Raw genomic sequence first — 19,933 nt, 5'->3', positions numbered from 1 at the left:
TATAGCGGCGTTGCGTGACAGGCTGCACCCGATCGCGCTGCGCGCGCAAAGGTTATGCATGCGCCGGCGGATAGAACAGACGGTTGAGCAAGGTCCGCACCATGGGCGCGAGTTCGCCCGCCGTCAGGCCGGCCGGCCCGTGGCCTTGCGCGCTCAGGGTGTCGGCGGCGAGGCCGTGCAGGTAGACGCCCGCGAGCGCCGCTTCGTAGCGCGGCAGACGTTGCGCGAGCAGCGCGCCGATGATGCCGCCGAGTACGTCGCCGGTGCCACCCGTCGCGAGCGCGGCGTTTCCCGTCGGATTGATGGCGAGGCGGCCGTCCGGCGCGGCGATGATCGTGCCGCTGCCTTTGAGCACCACCACGCTGGCAAAGCGCGCGGCTAGCGCGCGCGCCGCGCTCAGCCGGTCGCGCTGCACGCCGGGCGCGTCGCTGCCCAGCAGGCGCGCGGCTTCGAGCGGATGCGGCGTGAGAATGCACGGGTCGCCTTGCACGCCGCGCGCGGTGAGTTCGGCGGCGAGCGCCGGGTCTTTGGCGATCAGGTTTAGCGCATCCGCGTCGAACAGCTTCGGCACGTCGAGCGGCAGGACGTCGTGCATCACCCGCATCGCACAATCGCGATGCCCCATTCCGCAGCCGACGGCGAGCGCGTCCATCGTGTCCAGCGGCAGATCGTCGAGCGCATGCAGCATCAGCTCGGGATGGGGCGGATCGTAGGGCGGGGCGCCCTCGCCCAGCAGCGCAACGTGCACTTTGCCGGCGCCGCAAAAGAGCGCCGCGCGCGCCGCGAGGATCGGCGCGCCGCACATGCCGGTGTCGCCGCCGACCACTGCGAGGCTGCCGAAGGTTCCTTTGTTGGTCGCGAAGTCGCGCGGCGGCAGGTATGTGCTGAACAGTTCGGGCGCGTTCAGTTGCACGCTCGTGCGCTGGCTACTGTCCACGCCGATCGGCGCGACCGTTACCGCGCCGGCAAGGTCACGCCCCTGCGCGGTGAACAGACCCGGCTTCGCGCCGATGAAAGTGATGGTGTGGGTCGCGTGCACGGCGGCGTCGCCCCCATTGCCGACGATCGTGCCGGTGTCGCTGTCGAGGCCGCTCGGCACGTCGAGCGCGAGCACGCCGCCTTTCCTGGGCCGCGCCTTCGCGCGTTGCGACAACTGCCGCGCGACGTTCGCGAACACGCCTTGCAGTGGTCTCGTCAGCCCTATGCCGAACATGCCGTCCACCAGCCAGCGGTAGCCGTCGAGCGATGCCGGCGGCGCCGCGGTGATCGGCACGCCCGCGGCGCGGGCGGCGTCGAGCGCCCAGCGCGCGTCGTCCGGCTTCACTTCGACGGGCATGCAGAGTTCCACCGTGATGCCGGTTTCATGCAGCCGGGTCGCGAGGACCAGCGCGTCGCCGCCGTTGTTGCCGGGGCCGGCAATCAGCCACACGCGCTGCTTTGCGCGGGCGATCGACGTGTCGCGGGTGATCTGTTCATGGAGGAAGCTCGCGGCCGACTGACCCGCGCGCGCCATCAGCGTGTGAGGCGGCAATGCCGCCGCGGCTTGCGTTTCCGCGATGCGCAGGTCGGTGAGCGTCAGCAGGGGCAGCGCCCGACGGTGTGGGTCGATGAGCGTCGGGGGAGCGTTTTCGGCGTCTGTCATGGCGAGGCCTGATGGTTCGTCCGGTGATTCCGGTCGTTGGGGTTGCGTCCGGGCGTTGCGGTCGTTGCGGTGGCGGCGTCTGGTGGTGCGGTCCGGTTCGGTTCAGTTGCCGCTGTTGCATTGCGTTGGGCCCGGTCGATCCCATGCCCGCCGCGAAGCTTGCAAACCGCTATGGTAGTGCCGATACAGCCGCAGCGCTCGGCTCTTTCGGCCCGCTTGCGGGCGGGCCCAAGGCGCGGTGCGCGAGAGCTGAAAAAGCGCATTGCCGATGTAATCGGACGTTGCTGCAAGCGGTCTACACGCGGTCGGTCCAGCCCGCTCGCGGGCGGCTCAAAGCACGATGCGCGAGAGCGGCAAGCGCATGGCCGCTGAAATCGGACGTTACCGGAAACGGTCTACGCGCGGCTCCTTCGTTCCGCTCGGGGACGGGCTCCAGCCAGCATGCGCGAGAGCTCGAAGCGCACTACCGCTGAGACCGGACCTTACTGGAAACGCTCCGCGCGCAGCGCGGCCAGCGTATCGTCCGGCACATCCGGGGCGTGCCCCGACAGCAGGTCGGCAACCAGCTTGCCCGCACCGCAGGCCAAGCCCCAGCCCGCCGGGCCATGGCCCGCGTTGACAAAGAGCCTCGGGTGCAGCGCGTTGCCGATCACCGGCAAGCCGTCCGGCGACAGCAGCTTGACGCCTTCCCACGGCAGCGCCGCCGAGATCCGCGCCGCGCCCGGAATCCAGTCGTGGGTCGCCTGGCCGAGCAGCGCGAGCGCTTCCGTGGTCACGGCTTCGCCCAGTGGTTTGTCGATCTGGCTTGCGCTTTGCAGCACTGCGCCCCCTGCGATACGCAGCCGCTGGTTCATCCGGCTGATGCCAATCCGCTTGACCGCGTCGACGATCGCCACGTGCGGCGCGCATTCCTCATGCGCGATGGGCGCGACCAACGTGTGCAAGCGCAGCCGATGCAGCGGCAGCCGCAAGCCGGCGCGCTCGAGCAGCGCAAGGCTGCCGTGACCGGCGGCCACCACGACCGCGTCCGCATGGATCACTTCGACTTCATGTGAACGGGCGGCCGCCGCGGCGCGCGGCGCCAGCTCTACGGACGCGCGCTGGCCTTCCAGACGGATCGCCGAGACCTCGCAGCCCAGCATGAATTGGACGCCGCCTTGCGAATCGAGCGTCTGCTTGATGAGCTTGGCGAACAGCGGACAGTTCGCCGTGCGCTCCTGTTCGAACAGCACCCCGCCGGCGAATTGCGGCTCGGTGCGCACGGAATGCTCGTACGCGGCGCATTCGGCCGGCGTCAGCACCTGATGCGGCACTTCATACTGGCGCAGCAGGTCGAGCGCGGGCTGCGTCAACTGCCATTCATGCTCGCCGCGCACGAGATGCAGCAGCCCCGCCGTCTGTTCGAATTCGAGACCGAAGCGCGCTTCCATGTCGGCGAGCGCGTCGCGCGACGCCTCGATCAGCGCACGCAAGCGGCCATACTGGCGCGCGAACGCCTGCGGTTCCTGCAGCGCGGCGAGCTGCTTGACGAACTGACGCGCCGCTCCGTTAAAGCCGATCTTGTTGACGACGCCGTTCCTGGCGTTCTGGCGGCTCGCGAGGAACGTCGGGCCGAACCAGACGTCGAGCGGGGTCGGCAGCACACTGCCGCCGTGCCCGTAGGTCGCGCCTTGCGCGACGGTGGCGTGGCGCTCGACGACGCATACGCGATGGCCGGCCGCGCGCAGGTGATAAGCGGTGGCGACGCCCGCTATCCCGCCGCCAATGACGATGACATCCATGTTTTGATTCGAATTGCCGACGGCACGCCGAAGCGGCACATTCCCGTTGAGCGTGGCATGCGGCGCGCGTGCCCGGCATGGCTCGGGCGGCTCGCGCCGATCTGATGAAAGCGCGCATGATAGCAGCCAAAGCGCCGTCGCGGCCACGCGCTGCCCACCACCCGGCGGCGCCCGCGCGCGGGCCGGGAGCGCACCGGCAGGCCCGCTGCAAGCGCGTTGCCGGGGTATAATCCCGGACTTCCTTTCCGCCTCATGTCGCCTGCATGCGCGACTTCTCGGCATCACTGAGCGACGCAACGTCAAGTCCATGGCCCACTTCTCGTGTTTCCCCGGCGCTTCGGCCCTTTCCGATTTCCGTCAAACCCGTCTGCTCGAAACGCTTACGCGCATCGACCGGAATATCGCCGGCGTGAGCGGGCAGTACCTGCACTTCGTCAATGCGCAGGTCCCGCTGTCCACTGAAGACACCGCGAAGATCGAGGCGCTGATGCACTACGGTCATCCCCTCGAAGCCGGCAACGAGCGCGGCGCCGCCGAAACCTTCCTCGTCGTGCCGCGTTTCGGCACGGTGTCGCCGTGGGCCAGCAAAGCGACCGACATCGCGCATCTGTGCGGGCTCACCCAGGTGCGCCGCATCGAGCGCGGCGTCGAGTACACGGTCACGCTCAAAAGCGGCCTGCTCGGCGGCAAGAAGGCGCTCTCCGACGAAGCCCGCGCGGCCGTCGCGGCGGCGCTGCACGACCGCATGACCGAAAGCCTGTCGCCCTCGCGCGACCACGCGCTGCATCTGTTCGACGAGCTGCCGGCGCGGCCGCTGCAAACCGTCGACGTGCTGGGCCACGGCCGCGGCGCGCTGGAAGGCGCGAACCGGGAGCTAGGCCTCGCGCTTGCCGACGACGAGATCGACTACCTGGTCGACGCCTTCACGAAGCTCGGCCGCAACCCGACCGACGTCGAACTGATGATGTTCGCGCAGGCCAACAGCGAGCATTGCCGCCACAAGATCTTCAACGCGGACTGGACCATCGACGGCGAGAAGCAGGAGATCTCGCTGTTCAACATGATCCGCAACACCGAGAAGTTGAATCCGCAAGGCACCATCGTCGCGTATTCGGATAACTCGGCGATCATGGCGGGCGGCATGGCGGAACGCTGGTTCCCGCGCACGCCGGCCGAGCTCGGCGCAAGCGAATTGCCGGAGCACTACCGCCGCAGCGTCGAACTCACGCACACGCTGATGAAGGTCGAAACGCATAATCACCCGACCGCGATCTCGCCGTTCCCGGGCGCCGCAACCGGCGCAGGCGGCGAGATCCGCGATGAAGGCGCGACCGGCCGCGGCGCGCGTCCGAAGGCGGGTCTGGCGGGCTTCACGGTGTCGAACCTGGCATTGCCGGACGGCGTCGAAGCATGGGAAAACGCGCGCGACGCCGCTCAGCCGCTCGCGCACCGCAATCCGGCCGAGCAGCACGAAGCGTACGGCCGTCCCGATCGCATTGCGTCGCCGCTGCAGATCATGATCGACGGCCCGCTGGGCGGCGCCGCGTTCAACAACGAATTCGGCCGGCCGAATCTGGGCGGGTATTTCCGCGTTTATGAACAGAACGTCGCAGGCCTCGTGCGCGGCTACCACAAGCCGATCATGATCGCCGGCGGCATCGGCAATATTTCGGACCAGCACACGCACAAGCTCGATCTACCGGAAGGCTCGCTGCTGATCCAGATCGGCGGCCCGGGCATGCGCATCGGGATGGGCGGCGGCGCGGCCAGTTCCATGGCAACGGGCACCAATACCGCCGAACTCGACTTCGACTCGGTTCAGCGCGGCAATCCGGAAATCGAGCGCCGCGCGCAGGAAGTCATCAACGCGTGCTGGCAACTCGGCGACAAAAACCCGATTCTGAGCATTCACGATGTCGGCGCGGGCGGTCTGTCGAACGCGTTCCCGGAAGTGGTGGACGGCGCGGGCAAGGGCGCGGTGTTCGAACTGCGCAAGATCCAGCTGGAGGAAAGCGGCTTGTCGCCGCGCGAAATCTGGTCGAACGAAGCGCAGGAGCGCTATGTGCTGGCGATCGCGCCGGACGATCTGCCCGCCTTCGAAGCGATGTGCAAGCGCGAGCGCTGCCCGTTCGCGGTGATCGGCACGGCCACCGCCGAGCGTCAGTTGAAGCTGATCGACTCCGAACTGAACGACGCCGCCGCGCATCAGCCGGTCGACATGCCGATGGAAGTGCTGCTCGGCAAGGCGCCGCGCATGCATCGCGACGTCAAGCGCGTCGAGCAGCGGCTCGAGCCGGTGGTCGTCACCGGTCTCGCGTTGGCGGACGTTGCGCAAAGCGTGTTGCGTCATCCGACGGTTGCCAGCAAGTCGTTCCTGATCACGATCGGCGACCGCTCGGTCGGCGGCACGACCGCGCGCGACCAGATGGTCGGCCCGTGGCAAGTGCCGGTGGCCGACGTCGCCATTACCACAATGGATTACGCGGGTTTCCGCGGCGAAGCGATGACCATGGCCGAGCGCACACCGCTCGCCGTGATCAACGCGCCCGCTTCGGGCCGCATGGCGGTCGGCGAGGCGATCACGAACATCGCGGCGGCGCCGATCGCGTCGCTCGACAAGCTCAAGCTGTCGGCGAACTGGATGGCCGCATGCGGCGCGCCCGGCGAAGACGCGGCGCTCTACGACACGGTCAAGGCGATTGGCATGGAGCTGTGCCCGGCGCTCGGCATCAGCATTCCGGTGGGCAAGGACTCGCTGTCGATGCGCACGAGGTGGGAAGACCGTGGCGTCGCGAAAGAAGTGGTCGCGCCGGTCTCCTTGATCATCTCCGCGTTCGCGCCGGTCGAAGACGTGCGCAGGCAGCTCACGCCGCAACTGCGCCGCTCGAGCGAGGTCGGCGACTCGGTGCTGATCGCGATCGACCTCGGCCGCGGCAAGCATCGTCTGGGAGGCAGCATCCTCGCGCAGGTCACGCAGCAGGTCGGCGACACGGTGCCCGACATCGACGATCCGCAAGACCTGAAGCGCTTCTTCAATGCGATCCAGGCGCTCAACAGCCAGGGCAAGCTGCTCGCTTACCACGACCGTTCGGACGGCGGCCTGTGGGCGACGGTGTGCGAAATGGCGTTTGCGGGTCACGTCGGCGTGTCGCTGAATGTCGACATGCTGGTGCTCGATCCGCATCATGAATCCGATTACGGCGACGCGAAAGACTGGGCGAAGCAGACCAGCGGCCGCCGCGAGGATCGCACGATCCGCGCGCTTTTCACCGAAGAACTTGGCGGCGTCATCCAGGTGCGCGCGGCGGAGCGCGACGCGGTGCTGGTGGCGTTGCGCGAACATGGGTTGTCGGCGTGCTCGCATGTGATCGGCAAGGTCAACGAGCGCGACGCGATCGAAATCTATCGCGACGCGAAGAAGATCTACGAAGCGCCGCGCACCGAACTGCATCGCACATGGAGCGAAGTGAGCTGGCGCATCGCGCGCCTGCGCGACAATCCGGCCTGCGCCGACGCCGAATACGATGCGCTGCTGGACGCCGCCGATCCGGGCATCACGCCGGTGCTCACCTTCGACCCCGCCGAGGACGTCGCGGTGCCGTTCATCGGCAAGGGCGCGCGTCCGCGTGTGGCGGTCATGCGCGAGCAGGGCGTCAATTCGCACCTGGAAACCGCCTACGCATTCGACCGTGCCGGCTTCGACGCTCACGACGTGCACATGAGCGATCTGCTCGCGGGCCGCGCGAACCTGGCGGACTTCGCCGGCGCGGTAGCGTGCGGCGGCTTCTCGTACGGCGACACGCTGGGCGCAGGCGAAGGCTGGGCCAAGGCGATCCGCTTCAATCCGCAACTGGCCGACATGTTCGCCGCCTTCTTCGGTCGCGAAGATACGTTCGCGCTCGGCATCTGCAACGGCTGCCAGATGATGAGCAGCCTCGCGTCGATGATCCCCGGTGCCGAAGCCTGGCCGAAGTTCACCCGCAACAAGTCCGAGCAGTTCGAAGCGCGCTTCTCGCTGGTGGAAGTGCAGGCGTCGCCGTCGATCTTCTTCGCCGGCATGGAAGGCTCGCGCATTCCGGTCGCGGTCGCGCACGGCGAAGGCTACGCGGACTTCTCGCAGCAAGGCGATGCGTCGAAGGTCGCGGTGGCGATGCGTTATGTCGATCACCGGGGACAGCCGACCGAGCAATATCCGTTCAATCCGAACGGGTCGCCGAATGGCATCACGTCGGTCACCACCGCCGATGGCCGCTTCACCGTGCTGATGCCGCACACGGAGCGCGTGCATCGCGCGGTGCAGATGAGTTGGCACCCGGAAGGCTGGGGCGAGGGCAGCACGGACGCGAGCCCCTGGATGCGCGTATTCCAGAACGCGCGCCGCTGGCTGGGCTGAACTGAGGCATGCAGGGCCGCCGCCTGGTTTAGGGGCGGCGGTGTCGTCCGGCTCCATGCTGCAGTGATTCACAGCGTGCGACGCGTTTTGCGATGTGCGGCAAGTCGAGCCTTACATCTGCGTTGCCTGCGTTCGCGCCGACCTTCGCACAAAGCGGAAAAACCGCAGTAACAAAAAAGCCGCCCCAGGCGGCTTTTCTGCTTTCACGCTTCAGACGAAGCGCTCGCTCTACAACCACTCACTGAATCTTCGCGTTCTTGCGCAGACCTTCTTCGAACGCCTGCAGCTTTTCCTGCTGGATCTGCTGCACGATTTGCGGGCGCACCTGTTCGAGCGGCGGCGGGGTGGTGTTGCGCACGTCGTCGACACGGATGATATGCCAGCCGAATTGCGTATGCACCGGCGTGTCGGTCATCTGACCTTTCTGCAGATGCGTGGCCGCTTCCGCGAATTCAGGCACGTAGGCCTTCGGGTCCGACCAGTCGAGATCGCCGCCGTTCTTGCCCGAACCGGGGTCCTTCGAGTATTGCTTGGCGAGGTCTTCGAAGCTTGCGCCGGCCTTGATCTTCGTGATCAGGTCCTTCGCCTGCTGCTCGTTGTCGACGAGGATGTGGTGCAGGTGATATTCCTTGCCGCCCGCGTCCTTGACCAGTGCGTTGTAGCGCGCGGTGACTTCGGCGTCGCTCGGCTGGTTGTTCTTCACGAAGTCTTCGATGAGCGCGCGCAGCACGACGGTTTGCTGCGCGACGGCGACTTGCGCCTTGACGTCGGGCCGATTCGGCAGGCCGCGGCGCAGCGCTTCCTGCATCAGGATTTCGCGGTTCACCAGTTCTTCACGCACTGCCGTTTGCAGTTGCGGCGTGTTTTGCTGGCCCTGATGAACCAGCTGATCGATCAGCGCATCGGCGCGCGCTTTGGGAATCGGCGTGCCGTTCACCACAGCGATGTTCTGTGCAAATGCAGGTGCGGCCGCAAACGCAGCCAGCAATACCCAAAGGCGGGTTTTCTTCAAGGTCATCGGAAGTTCCTAGCGGGGCAACAAAGCAAATTCTTCGGGCGTATACGCCGTGATGGCAAGGGCATGAATGCCGCGCTCCATGGCGTCGGCCAGCGCATCATACACCATGCGATGCCGCGCCACGCGGGGCTTCCCGGCGAATGCGGCGGCCACGATCGTGACACTGAAATGGCCGCCGGCGGCGGCTCCCGCGTGGCCCGCATGCTGTGCGCTGTCGTCGGTGATGTGAATCGATTCGACCGGCGCGAGCGCGGCCGCGAGACGTGCCTCGATCAGCGCGGCGCGCTCGGCGGTGCTCGCATGCATGAATACATCGCTCGTCATGTCATTCTTCCTTCATGTACTTCGCAAGCCACAAACTCTGTCCGACGATGAACACCAGCAGGCATCCGGTCGCACCGAACAGCTTGAAATTGACCCATTGGTCGGTCGTGTAGTGATACGCGACGAACAGATTGACGAGCCCAAGCAGCACGAAAAATACCGCCCAGACCACGTTCAGCTTGCCCCAGACCACGTGCGGCAGCGTGATCTGCTTGCCCATCATCGCTTCGATCAGGTTCTTGTTGAAGCCCAGTTGCGAGACGATCAGCGCGACGGAGAACGCCCAGTACAGCACCGTCGGCTTCCATTTGATGAAGGTGTCGTTGTGCAGCACCAGCGTTGCGCCACCGAACACGGTGACAACGCCGAGGCTCACCCACAGCATCGGATCGACCTTGCGGTGGCGAAAGGCCACCCACGCGATCTGCACCAGCGTGGCGACGATCGCCACTGCCGTCGCCGTGAAAATGCCCCATATCTTGAAGGCGACGAAGAACAGGATGATCGGGAACAGATCGAACAGGAATTTCATTATCTGGTCGGGAATTCGCAGAATGAGTCGAAGGTGAGGGCGCAGTGAGAAGCGCCCTGTGGTGAGAGCGTTGCGGACCGGCCAGGGACAACACTGAGCTGTTCGCCGCGAGCCTGACGCGCCCGCCTGACGAAGCCGCAGGCCGGATCAGCGGCGTTGCGGCCCTCGGACGCCCGATGGCGCGCGCTGCCGGCCAGGCGCCGCGCTTCGCACAGCGTTACTTGGGCTCGAATTGTAACGCAGCCGAATTGATGCAGTAGCGCAGACCGGTCGGCGCCGGCCCATCTTCGAACACGTGGCCCAGATGCGCGCCGCAGTTCTTGCACTGCACTTCGATGCGCAGCATGCCGTGCGAACGGTCGGTTTTCTCGTCAATCACTTCGCCGTTGATCGGCTTGAAGTAGCTCGGCCAGCCGCAGCCGGCGTCGAACTTGGTGTCCGATTCGAACAGCGGCGTGCCGCAACAGACGCAGTCGTAGATGCCGCGCTCCCAGTGATCGTGGTAGCGGCCTGTGAAGGGACGCTCGGTGGCCGCGTGGCGGGTCACCTCGTATTCGATGTCGGACAGCTGCTTGCGCCACGCTTCGTCGTCTTTCTGCACGGCGGGGGCAGCGGGGTTCAGGTCATCGGGTTTGTTCATGGTCGGTTCCTGTCTCTAACTCGGTTTGGAGGCTGCCTGTCTCGCGCACGCGTCACGACGAACAACTCACTTCGAGCGAGCTCGCCCAGTCGGGCGGCAAGCCCGCATAAGCTTGGTACTCGGGCTGCTCGTCGAACGGGCGGCGCAGCACGGCCGCCAGACGCTCCACTTCGGAAAAGTCCTTCTCCTTCGCGCGGCGAATCGCCGTTTCCGCCAGGTGATTGCGAAGCACGAACTTGGGGTTCACACGGTTCATTGCAATGGCGCGCGCCGCGTCGTCGCGTGTTTCTTCCGACAACCGCGCGCGATAGTCGTTCGCCCACGCATCGAACGCGGCGCGATCGAGAAACAGGTCGCGCACCGGTGCGTCGCCGCTCGCATCGTGTTTCGACACGCGCGCCAGATTGCGGAAAGCCAGCGTGAAATCAGCGCGGTTCGCGTGCATCACGTCGAACAGGCGATTGATCAGCGCCGCGTCGCCGTCGCGCTCGTTTTCGAGGCCGAGCTTCGCACGCATGCGTCGCTCCAGCGCGGGCGCGAAGCGCTCCTTGAAACTGCCCAGCACGCGCTGCGCGTCTTCGATGGCCTTGTCGCTGCGCACGCTTTCGTCGTGTTGTTCTCCGAGCAGGGGCAAGAGCCCCTGCGCGAGGCAGAACAGATTCCAGTATGCGATTTGCGGCTGCATCCGATACGCGTAACGGCCTTGCGAGTCGGAGTGGTTGCAGATATAGCCGGCGTCGAAGCCGTCCATGAAGCCGAACGGACCGTAGTCGATCGTGAGGCCGAGAATCGACATGTTGTCGGTATTCATCACGCCGTGACAGAAACCGACTGCCTGCCATTCGACCATCAGGTCGGCGGTGGACAGCACCGCTTCGTTCAGCAGCGCGAGGTACGGATCGTCGGCATCGCGGCAATGCGGATAGAAGCGCTCGATCACGTGATCGGCGAGCGCGCGCAGTGCGTCCACGCGATCGTTCGAATAGAAGTGCTCGAAGTGGCCGAAGCGCACGAAGCTCGGCGCGACGCGCGTGACCACGGCGGCGGTCTCGATGGTCTCGCGCCGCACCGGCAGATCGGAGCCGATCACGCACAGCGCGCGGGTGGTTGGAATGCCCAGGTGATGCATCGCTTCGGAACACAGAAACTCGCGGATCGACGAGCGCAGCACCGCACGGCCGTCGCCCATGCGCGAATAGGGGGTGCGTCCGGCACCCTTGAGCTGCAGCTCGAAGCGCTGGCCGCCGTGTTCGATTTCGCCGAGGCCGAGCGCGCGGCCGTCGCCGAGCTGACCCGCCCACACGCCGAACTGATGGCCCGAGTACACGGACGCATAAGGCAGCGCGTCGGCCGGCCATTCGCGCGTCGCGTTGCCGCAGAACAGTTCGGCGAAACCCGGATCGTCGCGAAGCTCGGGCGGCAGACCAAGCAACGCGGCAGTCTCCGCGGAGAAGCCGACCATGTACGGCGCGCTGAGCGGCGCGGCGGGCAGACGTGTGAGAAACGCACTGCCGAGTTGCGCGAACGCGCTCGGCGGGGGAGTGAGAAGAGCGTTGGACAGCTCCGTTAAAGCTTCGGATAACCCTGTAATGCTTGGGGAAAACGACATGTTGAGCGCCTCTGGATTAACCGATATTGTAAGTCCGCGCCCGCGGAGCTGCTGGCCGGCCTTTGGACGATGCTGCACCCGCATGCGGTAGTCAGATGTGCTACCCCGGTCTCATCCCCATCTGTCGCCGGCTTTGCGGATTTCGCCACCCCGCAGTCAGACACCTTCAATCGGCTCCCGGACCGCAACCCGATCGAAACACAAAAGCCGAGGAGACCCCGCTTTATGACGACGCCGCTGCTGGGCCAGATGATGGACGTGCCGCTCACCGTGCCCTCGTTGCTCGCGCATGCCGCGCGGCACTTCGGCGGCACGGAGATCGTCTCGCGGCGCATCGAGGGCGACCTGCACCGCTATACGTACCGCGACTGCGAAAAACGCGCCAGGCAGCTCGCGCAGGTGCTGATCGCGCTGGGCGTAGCACCGGGCGAGCGGATCGCGACGCTCGCGTGGAACGGCTACCGGCATCTGGAAACCTACTACGGCACGACCGGCTTCGGCGCCGTCTGCCACACGATCAACCCGCGTCTCTTTCCCGATCAGATCGCCTACATCGTCAATCACGCCGACGATGCGTATGTGCTGTTCGACACCACGTTCGCGCCGCTCGTCGACGTGCTTGCGCCGCAGTGCCCGCGGGTGCGCGGCTGGATCGCGCTCGCCGACGACGCGCATCTGCCCGTGATGCAAACGCCGGTGCTCAGCTACGAGACGCTGATGGCCGCGCAGGACGGCGAGTTCGACTGGCCGGCTATCGACGAGCGGCAGGCCTCCTACCTTTGCTACACGTCGGGCACCACGGGCAATCCCAAAGGCGCGCTCTATTCGCATCGCTCGACGGTGCTGCATGCGTTCGGCGCGTCCTTGCCGGATGCAATGAGTCTGTCTGCGCGCGATTGCGTGCTGCCCGTCGTGCCGATGTTCCATGTGAACGCGTGGGGCATTCCGCACGCCGCGCCCTTGACCGGCGCGAAGCTGGTATTCCCCGGCAAGGACCTCGACGGCAAGTCGCTGTATGAGCTGATGGAAAGCGAGCGCGTCACGTATTCGGCCGGCGTGCCGACCGTGTGGCTCGGCCTGCTGAACTACCTGCGCGAGGCGGGCGTGAAGTTTTCGTCGCTGGAGCGCACCGTGATCGGCGGTTCCGCGTGCCCGCCGGCGATGCTGCGCACCTTCGAAGACGACTACGGCGTGCAGGTGATCCACGCGTGGGGAATGACCGAAATGTCGCCGCTCGGCGCGCTGGCAAAGCTCAACTGGGAGCAGAGCCAGCGGCCGCTCGCCGAGCGGCGCAAATTGCTCGAAAAGCAGGGCCACGCGATGTACGGCGTCGACATGAAGATCGTCGGCGAGGACGGGCGCGAATTGCCGTGGGATGGCGTCGCGTTCGGCGACCTGTATGTGCGCGGTCCGTGGGTGATCGACCGCTATTTCCGCAAGGACGACTCGCCGCTGGTGGACGGCTGGTTCCCGACCGGCGACGTCGCCACGATCGACCGCGACAGTTTCCTGCACATCACCGACCGCTCCAAAGACGTCATCAAGTCCGGTGGCGAATGGATCAGCTCGATCGATATCGAGAACGTCGCGATCGCGCATCCGGCGGTGGCGGAAGCGGCATGCATCGCGTGCGCGCATCCGAAGTGGACCGAGCGTCCGCTGCTGGTAGTCGTCAAGCGCGCCGGGTGCGACGTCACGCGCGAGGAACTGCTCGCGTTCTACGAAGGCAAGGTCGCCAGGTGGTGGATTCCCGACGACGTCGTGTTCGTCGACGACCTGCCGCATACCGCGACCGGCAAGCTGCAGAAGCTCAAGCTGCGCGAAATTTTCCGCGACCACGTGCTGCCTTCCGCGCTCGAGGACGAACAGCATTGCCCGCTTGCCAGGGCAAACCCCGCCCCAACGTGAATGGAACGATCGTGCTTTTGTGTGTATTCTTGCCTGCAAACGCGGGACTAGCCGTCGGCTGCCTGATTCAATGATCTGAACTACGAGCCGCTTGGATAGCCCCGACGCCCGGCGCGCAATGTGCCGCCCTAACCGCACGATCGGCATGCTCAGCAGGATCGGCATGGTTGCATGGAGGCAGGCAGATGGCAGTGGACTACACAACCCGGGACGGCGTGGCCGTGATCGCGCTGAACAATCCTCCGGTGAACGGCCTCGGCCTGTCGACGCGGGTGGGCATCGTCGACGCAATCGAGCGCGCGCAGAACGATCCGGCGCTCGCGGCGATCGTACTGACCGGTGCGGGCAAGGCCTTCTCGGGCGGCGCCGACATCACCGAATTCAACACGCCGAAAGCCACTCAGGAGCCCACACTCGCCACGGTCATCAAGATCGTGGAAAGCAGCGCGAAGCCAGTGGTCGCGGCGATCCACAGCGTCGCGATGGGCGGGGGCCTCGAGCTCGCGCTCGGCGCGCATTACCGCATTGCCGCGCGCGGCGCGCAGATCGCGCTGCCGGAAGTGAAGCTCGGCATTCTGCCGGGCGCGGGCGGCACGCAGCGGCTGCCGCGCGCCATCGGCCTCGAAGCGGCGCTCAACATGGTCGTCTCGGGTGCGCCGGTGCTGTCCGAACAGCTGGACGATTCGGGCCTGTTCGACGGACTCGTCGCTAGCCGGGACGACCTGGCCGCAGCGGCGCTCGTGTTCGCGCGCAAGGTGGGGGCGAAGGAAGGCCCGCATCCGAGGCTGCGCGATCGCCCGATCGAGCATCCGAATGCGGCCGGATTCATCCAGTTCGCGCGCAATAGCGTCGCGGCGGTGGCGAAGAATTTTCCGGCGCCGCACAAATGCATCGACGCAGTGGCAGCGGGCGTGCAGAACGGTTTCGACAAGGGCCTCGCATTCGAGCGCGAGTGCTTTGTCGCGCTGGTGCAGACGCCGCAAAGCCGTGCGCTGCGGCATGCTTTCTTCGCCGAACGCGCGGCCGGCAAGATTGCCGATGTGCCTGCCGATACGCCGGTGCGCGAGATCCGTCAGGTGGCCGTGATCGGCGCGGGCACCATGGGCGGCGGCATCGCGATGAACTTCGTCAACGCGGGCATTGCGGTTACGCTGCTGGAAACGACACACGAAGCGCTCGAGCGCGGGCTCGCAACGATCCGCAAGAACTACGAAGCTACCGTCAAGAAGGGCAAGCTGGGGCCCGAAGCGCTCCAGGCGCGGATGGCGTTGATCACGCCCACGCTGTCCTACGACGACCTGAAGAGCGCCGACCTGATCGTCGAAGCCGTGTTCGAAGAACTCGGCGTCAAAGAGCAGGTGTTCAGGCGTCTGGACGAAGTCGCGAGGCCCGGCGCGATTCTCGCGTCGAATACGTCCACGCTCGACCTGAATAAGATCGCCGCGTTCACGAAGCGTCCACAAGACGTCGTCGGCATGCACTTCTTCAGCCCGGCCAACGTCATGAAGCTGCTCGAAGTGGTGCGCGGCAACGAAACTGCCAAGGACGTGCTCGCCACCGTGATGCGGCTCGCGAAAAAGATCGGAAAGACCGCGGTGGTGTCCGGTGTGTGCGATGGGTTCATCGGCAACCGGATGATCGAGCAGTATTTCCGTCAAGCGCTCTTCATGCTCGAAGAAGGCGCGCTGCCCGCGCAAATAGACAAGGCCATCGAGAACTTCGGCTTCGCGATGGGCCCGTTGCGCATGAGCGATCTGGCCGGCAACGACATCGGCTGGGCAATCCGCAAGCGCCGCTATCAGGAACGTCCCGAGATCCATTACTCGAAGCTCGCCGACCGTCTGTGCGAGATGGGGCGCTTTGGACAGAAGACCGGCGGCGGCTGGTACGACTACAAGGCGGGCGAGCGCACCGCATATCCGTCGAAAGTCGTCGACGAGATGATCTGCGCTTACTCGAAGGAAATCAACGAAAAGCGCCGCGAGATCAGCGACGAGGAAATCGTCGAGCGCCTCGTGTTCGCGCTCGTCAACGAAGGCGCGAAGGTTCTCGAAGAAGGGATTGCATCCAAAGCGTCGGACATCGATGTCGTTTATCTGACGGGCTACGGTTTTCCGCTCCATCGCGGCGGGCCGATGCTGTACGCGGACACGGTCGGCCTGTACAACGTTGAGCGGGCGATCCGCCGCTACGCAACGCAGCCGAACGGCGATGCGTGGGAACTTGCGGCGAGCATTGGCAAGCTGGCGGCCGAAGGCCGCGGGTTCAACGGCTGAGCAGCCGATGGCCGATGGAATTGGATGACTGAGGTAGGGCGCCAAAGCGCTAACTGGGGTTGAAGGAGACGTACATGACCGACGCCGTAATCGTATCCACCGCCCGCACGGGCCTCGCGAAATCATGGCGCGGCGGGTTCAACATGACGCACGGTGCAACGCTCGGCGGCCACGTGACGCAGGCCGCGATCGAGCGCGCAAAAATCGACCCGGCCCGCGTCGAGGACGTGATCATGGGCTGCGCGAATCCGGAAGGCGCCACAGGCGGCAACATCGCGCGGCAAATCGCGTTGCGCGCCGGCTTGCCGGTCAGCGTGCCGGGCATGACGGTGAACCGTTTCTGTTCGTCAGGACTGCAAACCATTGCGCTCGCCGCGCAACGCGTGATCGCCGGTGAAGGCGACGTGTTCGTCGCGGGCGGCGTGGAGTCCATCTCGTGCGTGCAGAACGAGATGAACCGCCACATGATGGCCGAGGGCTGGCTCAGCAAAAACAAGCCGGAAATCTACTGGTCGATGCTGCAGACCGCCGAGAACGTCGCGAAGCGCTATTCGATCTCCAAGGAACGTCAGGACGAATACGGCGTGCGCTCGCAGCAGCGCGCGGCCGCCGCACTCCAGGCCGGCAGGTTCAACGACGAGATCGTGCCGCTGACGGTGCTCGCCGGCGTCGCCGACAAAGCGAGCGGGCGTCTTTACACCAAGGAAGTCACCGTCAGCAGCGACGAAGGCATTCGCGCCGATGCGACGCTGGAGGGCGTGTCGAAGATTCGCACCGCGATGCCCGGCGGCGTCATCACCGCCGGCAATGCGAGCCAGTTTTCGGACGGCGCGTCGGCCTGCGTCGTGATGAATGCGAAAGTGGCCGAGCGCGAAGGACTGCAGCCGCTCGGCATGTTCCGCGGCTTTGCCGTGGCTGGCTGCGAGCCGGACGAAATGGGCATCGGCCCGGTGTTCGCGGTGCCGAAGCTGTTGAAGCAGGCGGGGCTGAAGGTCGAGGACATCGACCTGTGGGAATTGAACGAGGCGTTCGCCGTGCAGGTGCTGTATTGCGCGGATAAGCTCGGCATCGAGCACGATCGGCTGAACGTGAACGGCGGCGCGATCGCGGTCGGCCATCCGTATGGCGTGTCGGGCGCGCGGCTCGCCGGCCATGCGCTGATCGAAGGCAAGCGGCGCGGCGCGAAGCGGGTCGTCGTGACGATGTGCATCGGCGGCGGGCAGGGCGCGGCGGGCTTGTTCGAAGTGGTTTGATGCGGGCCGTACGTGAGGCACCTAAGACGGGGCGCGCGGCGCTAACGTGCAACCGGCGCTCGATCCGTGCCGTCCGTTTTCCGTTCGCGCCGATCTCGCGGATCGGTTGCTCGAAGCAAGCGCCCCTATCACTGCCAACCCGCGCCAAGCGACGACAGACTCAACGTTCCCTGATTGGTGAAGCGCGTCGTCCCCGTCATGCCGCCCGCGAGCTTGCCGCGCAGGATGTACGGAATCTGGCCTGACTGCGCGGCGTCCGCGACCGCAAAGGCCTGGCGCACGGCGGCAAAAGCCGGCACCGTCAGCGGCACCGTGACGATGGTCTCGCTAAAACGCTGCACCGTTCCCGCCTGATCGCTGACGCCGCTCGCAAACGGCTTGCCGTTCAGTTCGAGATCGAGCGACACGCCGTTGAAGCTGACCGTGGAATCGTTGGGATTTTGCACGCGCAGTTTGACGTTAAAGCGCATCTCCAGCCCCTGGCTGGCGATCGGTTCGAGGCCGGCCACGCTGACGCGCAGCGGGTCGGCACCGAACAGGCCGGCGCAGCCATTGAGCGTCAGCGCGACGAGCATGAAAAACGTGGAGACGGCGAGCAGGCGGTAAAGACCGAATATGCGGCTGGACAGCGGCGCGCGCGATGAGGACATGACCAGCACCTCCAGGCAAGCGGGTTGGTCAGGCATTGTACCGGGCGAAGTCGCGCGAAGAGAGCGTTGCAGGCGGCGCGTCGCAGCCGCGTTCCGACGAGCGCGGTCGACTGCCGCGCGGCGCGACCGATGCAACGCTGCATGCCGCGATGCGCATGCGCACGCAGCACGATGGCCGCCGGGAACGCGCCGCGCCGATGGATGGCGCGCGCCCGCCTCGCACTGATCGACGACGATCCGTGCCGCCAACGCGTCGCCGCCGGCCATGCATGCGACGGTGCGATAGCGGGTATCATTTCTTGCGGCGCACCGAAGGTTGATCGTGCGTCCGGCTGCAATACGACGCGACGACTCGTGATGGGAATCATGATGTGAATGCCAAAGCTCAACGAACAAGCGAGTCCCATCGGCGCACCATTTCGCTGCGCCGACCACGAACCCTGAATATGCAATGACCGATTTATCTCCCTCCCCGAACGCATCCAGGCCATCGTTGCCCGAGAGCCCGTTCGTCGACCGTCTCGGCGTGCAGTTGCTGTCGGCCGCCGACGGCGTCAGCGAAATCGTGCTGCCGTTGCAGCCCGATCACATGAATACGTGGGACGTCGCGCACGGCGGCGTCACCATGACGCTCGCCGACGTCGCGCTCGCAATGGCCGCGCGCAGTCTGGCCGGCGACGGCGTCGGCGTCGTCACCGTCGAAATGAAGGTCAACTTCATGCAGCCGGGCCGCGGCGAGTTACGCGCGAGCGGGCGCGTACTGCATCGCTCGACCACCATGGCTTATTGCGAAGGCGAGATCCGAGACAGCGAAGGGCACTTCGTCGCCAAGGCGCTCGGCACCTTCAAATACATGCGACGCCTTGCGGTCGGCCGCGACGTGACCCGCCAGCGCTTGCGCAGCGACCCGTCGGCCAAACCCGGGCCGAGCGACGGTTGACGGGTTAGGGCGCGAGTGTGCGGCTTCGGCGGCGCGACCACGGCCAGGAGCTTGAGCCGAGCGAGCCGTGTGCGCGGGCGGAATCACCGCGCAAGCTATTCAACACATTGATCGATCAGATCGCTGACTCGCTAAGGGCCGGTGAAAGCGCACATTCTCTTTCGCGTGCAAACGTCTATCGCCTGCCGCCGTTGTCGGAACACGGCTTTCTGATGTTTGCACTCCGATGACAGCGACGACGTCGCTCAGTCCCGCGTCGGCGTCGAGGCGGTAAGAAAGGTCGAGGCGGTAAGAAAGGTCGAGGCGGTAAGAAAGGTCGAGGCGGTAAGAAAGGTCGAGGCGGTAAGAAAGGTCAGGCAAGTAGCCGCGCGACGAGCTCCGGTGTCGCCTTGACTCCGTATTTTCGCAGCAGGCTTGCGCGATGAATGTCGACCGTGCGAGGGCTGATATTCAACTCCTTGCCGATCTCTTTGCTGGACATGCCGTGAACAAGGAACGCCGCAACGTCGCGCTCACGTGCCGTCAACGTGCTCGCGACCTGAGGTTGCTGCGGGCCTTCCGATGAGTCGGTAAAGGTCCAGATGGCGAGTTCGAACGGTCGTTTCGGGTTGTATCCAAAACCGCAAACAGTGACCCAGAAGTGGCTTCCGTCGATGCGCCGCATGATGCGGTCGTCGCTGAACATCGCGCGTTTTGCGATGAGGGGCGCGAGACGGCGGCCGGTCGTCGCAAAGTCCTTGCGCTGGGGGTAAAGGACGGAGAACGACTGACCGACGATGTCACTGCGTTGCGCCCTGAACATTTCCAGGGCTCTCGAATTGCAGTCAACCATGACTCGTTCTCTGGCCACGATGACAGCGACGGGAAGATGCCTGAACAGATCCTGGTAGTTCAGCGTGGACTTCGCGTCGGTCATATTTCTTATCCTTTCGCCAGGACCGTGGGGTAATCCGATTCTCGTCGCAAT

General features: G+C 65.6%; 14 protein-coding genes. 5 read left to right on the top strand and 9 right to left on the bottom strand.

Features of this window, described 5'->3' with window-relative positions; genetic code table 11:
- Positions 1–52: 52 nt before the first annotated feature.
- Both ABQJ48_RS02335 and ABQJ48_RS02330 read right to left on the bottom strand, forming a co-directional pair.
- On the bottom strand, positions 53–1,642 hold the full coding sequence (locus ABQJ48_RS02335; RefSeq protein ID WP_367835687.1) for an NAD(P)H-hydrate dehydratase: 1,590 nt from the start codon (positions 1,640–1,642) through the stop codon (positions 53–55).
- Between the two features lie 482 nt (positions 1,643–2,124).
- Complete coding sequence (locus ABQJ48_RS02330; protein ID WP_367835686.1) at positions 2,125–3,423, bottom strand: FAD-dependent oxidoreductase; 1,299 nt, start codon at positions 3,421–3,423, stop codon at positions 2,125–2,127.
- 307 nt (positions 3,424–3,730) lie between these two features.
- Here ABQJ48_RS02330 and purL point away from each other — a divergent pair, with 307 nt between their 5' ends.
- Positions 3,731–7,816: a phosphoribosylformylglycinamidine synthase gene (purL, locus tag ABQJ48_RS02325; RefSeq protein WP_367835684.1), complete on the top strand. Its 4,086-nt coding sequence runs from the start codon at positions 3,731–3,733 to the stop codon at positions 7,814–7,816.
- Between the two features lie 238 nt (positions 7,817–8,054).
- Here purL and ABQJ48_RS02320 read toward each other — a convergent pair whose 3' ends face one another.
- The 5 genes from ABQJ48_RS02320 to ABQJ48_RS02300 all read right to left on the bottom strand — a co-directional run bounded on the left by ABQJ48_RS02320 (position 8,055) and on the right by ABQJ48_RS02300 (position 11,939).
- Entirely contained in the window at positions 8,055–8,834 is a 780-nt protein-coding gene (locus ABQJ48_RS02320; protein WP_367835683.1) for a peptidylprolyl isomerase, read from the bottom strand.
- A gap of 9 nt (positions 8,835–8,843) precedes the next feature.
- Positions 8,844–9,158: a BolA family protein gene (locus tag ABQJ48_RS02315; protein ID WP_367835682.1), complete on the bottom strand. Its 315-nt coding sequence runs from the start codon at positions 9,156–9,158 to the stop codon at positions 8,844–8,846.
- Position 9,159: 1 nt separating this feature from the next.
- On the bottom strand, positions 9,160–9,690 hold the full coding sequence (locus ABQJ48_RS02310) for a septation protein A (protein WP_367835681.1): 531 nt from the start codon (positions 9,688–9,690) through the stop codon (positions 9,160–9,162).
- Between the two features lie 217 nt (positions 9,691–9,907).
- Positions 9,908–10,330, bottom strand: a complete 423-nt coding sequence (gene msrB / locus ABQJ48_RS02305; protein WP_367835680.1) for a peptide-methionine (R)-S-oxide reductase MsrB — start codon at positions 10,328–10,330, stop codon at positions 9,908–9,910.
- A gap of 52 nt (positions 10,331–10,382) precedes the next feature.
- A complete protein-coding gene (locus tag ABQJ48_RS02300) occupies positions 10,383–11,939 on the bottom strand; it encodes a protein adenylyltransferase SelO (protein WP_367835679.1) in 1,557 nt (518 codons plus the stop codon).
- 225 nt (positions 11,940–12,164) lie between these two features.
- Here ABQJ48_RS02300 and ABQJ48_RS02295 point away from each other — a divergent pair, with 225 nt between their 5' ends.
- The 3 genes from ABQJ48_RS02295 (at position 12,165) to ABQJ48_RS02285 (ending at position 17,376) form a co-directional block, all read left to right on the top strand.
- Positions 12,165–13,847, top strand: a complete 1,683-nt coding sequence (locus tag ABQJ48_RS02295) for a 3-(methylthio)propionyl-CoA ligase (protein WP_367835678.1) — start codon at positions 12,165–12,167, stop codon at positions 13,845–13,847.
- Between the two features lie 185 nt (positions 13,848–14,032).
- Positions 14,033–16,123 (top strand): 3-hydroxyacyl-CoA dehydrogenase NAD-binding domain-containing protein, encoded by a 2,091-nt coding sequence (locus ABQJ48_RS02290; RefSeq protein ID WP_367835676.1) that lies wholly within the window; start codon positions 14,033–14,035, stop codon positions 16,121–16,123.
- 74 nt (positions 16,124–16,197) lie between these two features.
- Positions 16,198–17,376, top strand: a complete 1,179-nt coding sequence (locus tag ABQJ48_RS02285; protein WP_367835675.1) for an acetyl-CoA C-acyltransferase — start codon at positions 16,198–16,200, stop codon at positions 17,374–17,376.
- 128 nt (positions 17,377–17,504) lie between these two features.
- Here ABQJ48_RS02285 and ABQJ48_RS02280 read toward each other — a convergent pair whose 3' ends face one another.
- Positions 17,505–18,026: an LEA/WHy family protein gene (locus ABQJ48_RS02280; RefSeq protein ID WP_367835674.1), complete on the bottom strand. Its 522-nt coding sequence runs from the start codon at positions 18,024–18,026 to the stop codon at positions 17,505–17,507.
- Between the two features lie 451 nt (positions 18,027–18,477).
- Between ABQJ48_RS02280 and ABQJ48_RS02275 the strand changes: the two genes are divergently transcribed.
- Positions 18,478–18,966, top strand: coding sequence for a PaaI family thioesterase (locus ABQJ48_RS02275; protein ID WP_367835673.1), 489 nt, complete (start codon positions 18,478–18,480; stop codon positions 18,964–18,966).
- 352 nt (positions 18,967–19,318) lie between these two features.
- On the opposite strand, the gene ABQJ48_RS02270 is transcribed toward ABQJ48_RS02275, so the two are convergent.
- Positions 19,319–19,891 (bottom strand): LuxR C-terminal-related transcriptional regulator, encoded by a 573-nt coding sequence (locus ABQJ48_RS02270; RefSeq protein ID WP_367835978.1) that lies wholly within the window; start codon positions 19,889–19,891, stop codon positions 19,319–19,321.
- Positions 19,892–19,933 lie beyond the last annotated feature (42 nt).

The sequence above is a fragment of the Paraburkholderia suaedae genome (assembly GCF_040812055.1).
GTDB lineage: Bacteria > Pseudomonadota > Gammaproteobacteria > Burkholderiales > Burkholderiaceae > Paraburkholderia.
This window is presented reverse-complemented; position numbering and strand designations above follow the sequence as displayed.